Annotated in this window: 6 protein-coding genes; 5 read left to right on the top strand and 1 reads right to left on the bottom strand. The window is 58.6% G+C overall.

The window, feature by feature from the left end; genetic code table 11:
• Window positions 1-1,336: signal recognition particle protein (gene ffh, locus ACIQ39_RS17805; protein WP_396435925.1), on the bottom strand; the 1,336-nt coding region annotated here is incomplete at its 3' end.
• A 78-nt stretch (window positions 1,337-1,414) separates the two neighbouring features.
• Here ffh and ACIQ39_RS17800 point away from each other — a divergent pair.
• The 5 genes from ACIQ39_RS17800 to ACIQ39_RS17780 all read left to right on the top strand — a co-directional run.
• Window positions 1,415-2,218 (top strand): inner membrane protein YpjD, encoded by an 804-nt coding sequence (locus ACIQ39_RS17800; RefSeq protein WP_396435924.1) that lies wholly within the window; start codon window positions 1,415-1,417, stop codon window positions 2,216-2,218.
• Window positions 2,215-2,463 (top strand): PP0621 family protein, encoded by a 249-nt coding sequence (locus ACIQ39_RS17795; RefSeq protein ID WP_396435923.1) that lies wholly within the window; start codon window positions 2,215-2,217, stop codon window positions 2,461-2,463. The genes ACIQ39_RS17800 and ACIQ39_RS17795 overlap by 4 nt, the downstream gene beginning before the upstream one ends.
• A gap of 112 nt (window positions 2,464-2,575) precedes the next feature.
• Window positions 2,576-3,178 carry a 1,6-anhydro-N-acetylmuramyl-L-alanine amidase AmpD gene (gene ampD, locus ACIQ39_RS17790; RefSeq protein ID WP_396435922.1) on the top strand — a complete coding sequence of 201 codons (603 nt, stop codon included), beginning with the start codon at window positions 2,576-2,578 and terminating at the stop codon, window positions 3,176-3,178.
• Window positions 3,179-3,549: 371 nt separating this feature from the next.
• Entirely contained in the window at window positions 3,550-6,474 is a 2,925-nt protein-coding gene (locus tag ACIQ39_RS17785) for a ribonucleoside-diphosphate reductase subunit alpha (RefSeq protein ID WP_396435921.1), read from the top strand.
• A gap of 139 nt (window positions 6,475-6,613) precedes the next feature.
• Window positions 6,614-7,072, top strand: a 459-nt coding sequence (locus ACIQ39_RS17780) for a ribonucleotide-diphosphate reductase subunit beta (protein ID WP_396435920.1), incomplete at its 3' end; no start/stop codon positions are given.

Below are 7,072 nucleotides of genomic sequence, written 5' to 3'. Positions count from 1 at the left end.
TGGCCCCCATGCGCTTCATCATTTTCATCATGCCGCCGCCGGACATTTTTTTCATCATGTCCTGCATCTGCTCAAACTCCTTGAGCATGCGGTTGACGTCTTGCACCTGAACGCCTGCGCCTGCCGCAATGCGGCGTTTGCGCGTGGCTTTGATCAGCTCGGGCTTGCTGCGCTCTTTGGGTGTCATGCTGTGGATGATGCCTTGCTTGCGGCCAATGTCTTTTTCGACCTTGCCCATGTCCATCGACCCGGCCTTGGCGCTCAGCTGGCTGGGCAGCTTGTCCATCAGGCTGGACAGGCCACCCATTTGCTTCATTTGCTGGATCTGGGCCAAAAAGTCGTTCAGATCAAAACCGCCACCACTCTTGACCTTGGCAGCCAGCTTTTGCGCAGCCTCCATGTCCACACCTGCGGTGACCTGCTCGACCAGGGCCACGATGTCGCCCATGCCCAACACGCGCCCTGCATGGCGTTCGGCGTCAAACACCTCCAAGCCGTCAATTTTCTCGCTGGTACCTGCAAACTTGATCGGCACGCCGGTGATCTGGCGCACCGACAGGGCAGCACCCCCGCGTGAATCGCCGTCGAGCTTGGTCAGCACAATGCCCGTCAAAGGCAAAGCGTCGCTGAAGGCCTTGGCGGTGTTGGCCGCGTCCTGGCCCTGCATGGCGTCCACCACGAACAGGGTTTCGACCGGCTTGAGTTCCGCATGCAAGGCCTTGATTTCGGCCATCAGGACTTCGTCAATCGCCAAGCGACCCGCGGTGTCGACCAGCAACACATCAAAGAAGTGCTTGCGGGCGTAGTCGACGGCAGCGCGCGCGATGTCAAGGGGTTTTTGGTCGGGCGTGCTGGGGAACCACTCGGCCCCGGCTTGGGCGGTGACGGTTTTGAGCTGCTCGATGGCAGCGGGCCGGTACACGTCGCCCGAGACCGTCAGCACTTTTTTCTTGCGCTTTTCAATCAGGTGCTTGGCCAGCTTGGCGGTGGTGGTGGTTTTACCGGCACCTTGCAAACCGGCCATCAAAATCACGGCAGGCGGTTGCGCGGCCAAGTTGATGTCCGACACGCCCTCGCCCATGGTGGCGGCCAACTCGCGGTTGACCACGCCCACCAAGGCCTGGCCGGGCTTGAGCGAACCCATGACTTCTTGGTCCAGGGCTTTTTCTTTCACCCGGGCAATGAAATCGCGCACCACCGGCAAAGCCACGTCGGCTTCGAGCAAGGCCATGCGCACCTCGCGCAGCATGTCGGCCACGTTCGATTCGGTGATGCGGGCCTGCCCGCTGAGGGTCTTGACGAGGCGTGAGAGTTTGTCGGTCAGGGCGGAGGCCATCAGGGAGGTCCAGAAATAAGCGGTTCAAGCGCATGGCGAAGCCCCAGTGGCTGCGCCCGAAAGGCTAAACTCGGCACCATGATTTTAGCGAGTGCAACTTTGTGGACACTGCCCTTGTCTGCCTTGGCGGTCTTGGTGTACGCCTTGCCCGCTTTGGTGCCGCGCCGCCTGGGTGATGCGCATGCGCGCCGCCTGCTTTGGCTGGCCTGGGGTTTGCATGCGCTGAGCTTGCTGCTGCTCTTGATGGGTCCGGTTCGCTTTGGCTTTGCCCCGGCCTTGTCGGTCACGGCTTGGCTGGTGGTCACGGCTTATTTGGTGGAAACCCAGTTTTTCCCCAAATTCAAGGCCCGATGGGTGGTGGGCAGCCTTGGGGCGGTCACTGTGGCACTGGCCTGGGTCTTTCCGGGCACCTTGTTGACCAGCCAAGCATCGGCTTGGCTGCCCTTGCATTTCGCTTTGGGTTTATCCGCCTACGGCATGTTTGCAGCGGCTGTGGTGCACGCCTGGATGATGACCCGCACAGAACACGACATCCGCCAGGCCCATGAGGGCACCAGTGGTTTGCCTTTGTTGACCTTGGAACGTTTAACTTTTCGCTTTGTGACCGTTGGCTTTGTGCTGCTGAGCGCCACTTTGGTTGCGGGCACGCTGTTTGGCGAGTCCTTGTACGGGCAAAACCACACCGAATGGCGCTGGGACCACAAGCGCGTCTTTGCCCTGTTGTCATGGCTCACTTTTGCCACCTTGCTGGTGGGCCGCAGCCAATGGGGTTGGCGCGGCCGACGCGCTGTGCGGGTGCTCTACATCGGTGCGGGTTTGCTGCTGCTGTCTTATGCAGGGTCACGCTTTGTTCTGGAAGTCTTGATTGGACGCGTTGCATGAAATACCTGATTTGGCTTTTGGTCATCGTTTTGGCGATCTGGGCCTACAAACGCAGTCGCCGAACAGACGCTGTGGCCGCCCCCAAAAAAAAACCGCTGGCAGCACCTGCCAACATGCTCAGCTGCGCGCATTGCGGTGTTCACCTGCCGCAAGACGAAGCCGTGGCCGGGGAAAAGGGCTCTTACTGCAGTACCGAGCACCGCACAGCAGCGCAAGACCGCAACCCGGCTTCATCGCCGGAGTGAGTTTTTTCTTTCGTCCGCTTGGCACTGGAGCCGGACAACACCCTTTTCGAAGCGACAGACCTGCCATCCCCCGCCTTGACAGCACCTCAACCACTGCCAACACCCCAACGCCATGCCAAGACCTTGCGCTGAACAGGCCTCACTTTGGGAACACGGTTGGTTCAAACCAGCGCACAGACTGGACTCGCCTCACTTTGGCCCCAGGCCCCAAGGTGCCTGCATTGATTTGCTGGTGATCCATTCCATCAGTCTGCCCCCCGGCCAATACGGCGGGCCTGAAGTGCCTGCGCTGTTCACCGGCCAGTTGGACTGGAACGCTCACCCTTATTTCATGACCATCCAGGGCTTGCAAGTGTCCTCTCATTTTTTCATCCGACGTGACGGTTCATTGATGCAGTTTGTCAGCGCCAACGACCGCGCTTGGCACGCCGGCGAGTCGGCGTACCGTGGGCGCCCCCAGTGCAACGACGACTCCATCGGCATTGAATTAGAGGGCCTGGAAGGCGGTGTTTTCGAAGACGCGCAGTACGCGCAACTGGCCCACCTGTGCCAAGCTGCGCGCAAGCACTACCCGATTGCGCACGTGGCCGGTCACGAGCACATCGCACCGGGCCGCAAGCAAGACCCCGGGCCTGGTTTTGCCTGGCACCGTTTACAGGCGCTGCTGGGTTGGCCAAAAGCGCATTTTCCTCAGCCCTTCCAAGCGCCGGAGTAAAAAAATATTTTTAGAACTTTTTAGATTTTTTATCAATTTAAATATCAAATATCCAAAAAACGAAATGTTGCCCCTCGGGGCTTTCGCGCACAAATCCTTCGGCGTGGCGCACGGGCGCTGGCTTTGTTTCTCAAAACACCGTTTTCAATGCCTTCGCGAGGGCATTTTTCAGACTCTGAAAATGGCTTCAGCTTGTGCCCGTCCTGGGCCTTTTGAAATCCGGCCCAAAATGCACCGGTACACTACCTGTAGTGGCTTGCAAGGGTCACAGACACCAGATATAGTGTCTGATCTTATTTTTCAAATTTGTAATTCAAGCGGTTCTCAGTGCCCGTTGCCGCACCAAAATCAACATAAATTAGAAGAAAACCATGCAAACAGACCTCAACGTTTCGCCCGCCCCCTCCGGCCTGCTCAACCAGCTCCCTGCAGACCGGGCAGGCCAGCCCTCCTCGCCCAGCTTGGCCCATTACCAAATCATCCGCCGCAATGGCGCAGTCGTGCCTTTTGAGCCCAGCAAAATCGCTGTGGCCTTGATGAAAGCCTTTTTGGCTGTGCATGGCACGCAAGGCGCAGCCTCAGCCAGTGTGCGTGAGGTGGTTGAAGAATTGACAAACAACGTGGTGCGCGCCTTGATGCGCTCACGCCCAGGCGGCGGCACCTTCCACATCGAAGACGTGCAAGACCAGGTCGAGTTGGGTTTGATGCGCAGCAGCAACCATGAAGTGGCCCGCGCCTATGTGCTCTACCGTGAGCGCCGCACACAAGAGCGTGCGCAGTTGACCAAGCAATCGGCCTCCATCCCGTCAGAGCCCGCGCTGCACGTGATCGATGGTGGTCAGCGCGTGGTACTTGACTTGGGCTACCTGCGCTCACTCATGGTCAACGCCTGCGCTGGCCTGGGCCAAGACGTCAGCCCCGAGCCGATCGTGGCCGAAACCATGCGCAACCTGTACGACGGCGTGCCCATGGAGGAGGTGTACAAGGCCTCCATCCTGGCCTCGCGCACTTTGATCGAAAAAGACCCGGACTACACCTATGTGACGGCGCGTTTGCTGATGCACACCATCGCCAAAGAGATCTTGGGCAAAGAGGTGCCCCAAAGCGACATGGGCGAGGCCTACATCCAGTACTTCCCGCAGTTCATCAAAAAAGGCGTGGACAACGACCTGCTCGACGAAAAGCTGCTGCAGTTTGACCTGAAGCAATTGGCCGCCGCCCTCAAACCCGAACGCGATTTGCAGTTCGATTACCTGGGCTTGCAAACCCTGTACGACCGTTATTTCTTGCACGTGCGCAAAAACCGCATCGAAATGCCGCAGGCCTTCTTCATGCGTGTGGCCATGGGCTTGTCGCTCAACGAAATCAACCGCGAAGCCCGCGCCATCGAGTTCTACGAGGTCCTGTCCTCGTTCGACTTCATGTCGTCCACACCCACCTTGTTCAACAGCGGCACTTTGCGTTCACAGTTGTCCAGCTGCTACCTGACCACCGTGCCCGACGACCTGGGCGGCATCTATGACGCCATCAAGGAAAACGCCTTGCTGTCTAAATTTGCGGGAGGTTTGGGCAACGACTGGACGCCCGTGCGCGCCATGGGCGCCCACATCAAAGGCACCAACGGCGAGTCGCAAGGTGTGGTGCCATTCCTGAAAGTGGTCAACGACACCGCTGTGGCGGTGAACCAGGGCGGCAAGCGCAAAGGCGCGGTCTGCGCCTACCTGGAAACCTGGCACCTGGACATCGAAGAGTTCTTGGAGTTGCGCAAGAACACCGGCGATGACCGCCGCCGCACGCACGACATGAACTCGGCCAACTGGATCCCTGACTTGTTCATGCGCCGCGTGATGGAAAAAGGCAGCTGGACCTTGTTCTCACCCTCCGACGTACCCGATCTGCACGATTTGTTTGGCCAAGCCTTTGAAAAAGCCTATGTGGCTTACGAACAAAAAGCCGAGCGTGGCGAGATCAAGCCCAGCAAAACCGTGCAGGCCACCGACCTGTGGCGCAAGATGCTGTCCATGCTGTTTGAAACCGGCCACCCCTGGATCACCTTCAAAGACCCTTGCAACATCCGCTCGCCACAACAACACGCCGGCGTGGTGCATTCGTCCAACCTGTGCACCGAGATCACGCTCAACACCAGCGACACCGAAACCGCGGTCTGCAACTTGGGTTCGGTGAACCTGTCGCGCCACCTGAAAGACGGCGCCACCGGCAAAGAGCTAGACCACGACAAGCTCAAGCGCACCATCACGATAGCCATGCGCATGCTGGACAACGTGATCGACATCAACTACTACGCGGTCAAAAAGGCCCGAGACTCCAACATGCGCCACCGCCCTGTGGGCCTGGGCTTGATGGGCTTCCAAGACTCCTTGTACCAGATGCGCACCCCTTACGCCTCTCAAGCCGCTGTGGAGTTCGCAGACCAGTCGATGGAAGCGATCTGTTATTACGCCTACTGGGCCTCGACCGAGTTGGCCAAAGAACGCGGCCAATACGCCAGCTACAAAGGCTCGCTTTGGGACCAAGGCATCTTGCCTTTGGACACCTTGAAACTGCTGGAGCGCGAGCGCGGTGGTTATGTCGAAGTGGACCGCTCGTCCACCCTCGACTGGGACAGGCTGCGCCAAAAAATCAAGGCCGATGGCATGCGCAACTCCAACTGCGTGGCCATCGCCCCCACCGCCACCATCTCCAACATCATCGGTGTGGATGCATCGATTGAGCCTTGCTTTGGCAACCTGTCGGTCAAGTCCAACTTGTCCGGCGAGTTCACCGTGATCAACAGCTACTTGGTGCGCGATTTGAAGCGCCTGGGCCTGTGGGACGACGTGATGGTCATGGACCTGAAGCACTTCGACGGTTCGCTGCGCCCCATTGACCGCGTGCCGCAAGACATCAAGGCCTTGTACGCCACCGCTTTTGAAGTCGAAACCACTTGGCTGGTGGAGGCGGCTGCCCGTCGCCAGAAATGGATTGACCAAGCCCAATCGCTCAACATCTACATGGCCGGTGCCTCGGGCAAAAAACTCGACGACACCTACAAACTCGCTTGGTTGCGTGGCCTCAAAACCACTTACTACTTGCGCACTTCCAGCGCCACGCAAATCGAAAAATCCACGGTGAGTGCGGGCTCGCACAATGCCGTGTCTGCATCGGGTGCGCCCAGTGGCAGCATCAGCGCCATAGGAACTGCTGCTGCCACCGCACAGACTCAAACCGAGGCCTTGGCGGCCACCGATGTCAAGTTCTGCGCGATCGACGACCCGGGTTGCGAAGCTTGCCAGTGACGAGGTGGATACCGAACATCGGCCATCGGTCGATGTTCGATGCAATGGAACAACACTTCATGCGCAGCCAGCCCCCTAAATAGACGAACGGCTTTGCAATTTCTGGTCCTGCTTTCATAATTTACGAATTGGGATTTTTATGCTGTCTTGGGACGAAAACATCAAACCCGCTTTGCAACCCGCAATGCCAACATTGACTGGCGCAGACGCTTTGGCTGCTGCGGCCTCTGTGTCTTCAAATGCGGGGGGCACTGCCTCTGCCACCCCCGCTGCGCCGCGCCGCATGAACGCGGCCGACAAGCGCATCATCAACGGCCAAACCGACGTCAACCAACTGGTGCCTTTCAAATACAAATGGGCTTGGGAAAAATACCTCGCCACTTGCGCCAACCACTGGATGCCGCAAGAAGTCAACATGAACCGGGACATCGCTTTGTGGAAGGACCCCAACGGCCTGACCGAAGACGAGCGCCGCATGGTCAAACGCAACCTGGGCTTTTTTGTCACCGCCGATTCTTTGGCCGCCAACAACATCACGCTGGGCACTTACCGCCACATCACAGCGCCCGAGTGCCGTCAGTTTTTGCTGCGTCAAGCT

Source organism: Limnohabitans sp., assembly GCF_044361645.1.
In the GTDB taxonomy this organism is placed as follows: domain Bacteria; phylum Pseudomonadota; class Gammaproteobacteria; order Burkholderiales; family Burkholderiaceae_C; genus Limnohabitans_A.
The sequence above is the reverse complement of the archived record's forward strand: the minus strand, read 5'-3'. Positions and strand labels throughout refer to the sequence as shown.

Bases quoted from the DNA above. Each gene is read 5' to 3' on its own strand.
- ACIQ39_RS17800 (WP_396435924.1), top strand. From the start codon at position 1,415: ATGATTTTAGCGAGTGCAACTTTGTGGACACTGCCCTTGTCTGCCTTG.
- ACIQ39_RS17795 (WP_396435923.1), top strand. From the start codon at position 2,215: ATGAAATACCTGATTTGGCTTTTGGTCATCGTTTTGGCGATCTGGGCC.
- ampD (WP_396435922.1), top strand. From the start codon at position 2,576: ATGCCAAGACCTTGCGCTGAACAGGCCTCACTTTGGGAACACGGTTGG.
- ACIQ39_RS17785 (WP_396435921.1), top strand. From the start codon at position 3,550: ATGCAAACAGACCTCAACGTTTCGCCCGCCCCCTCCGGCCTGCTCAAC.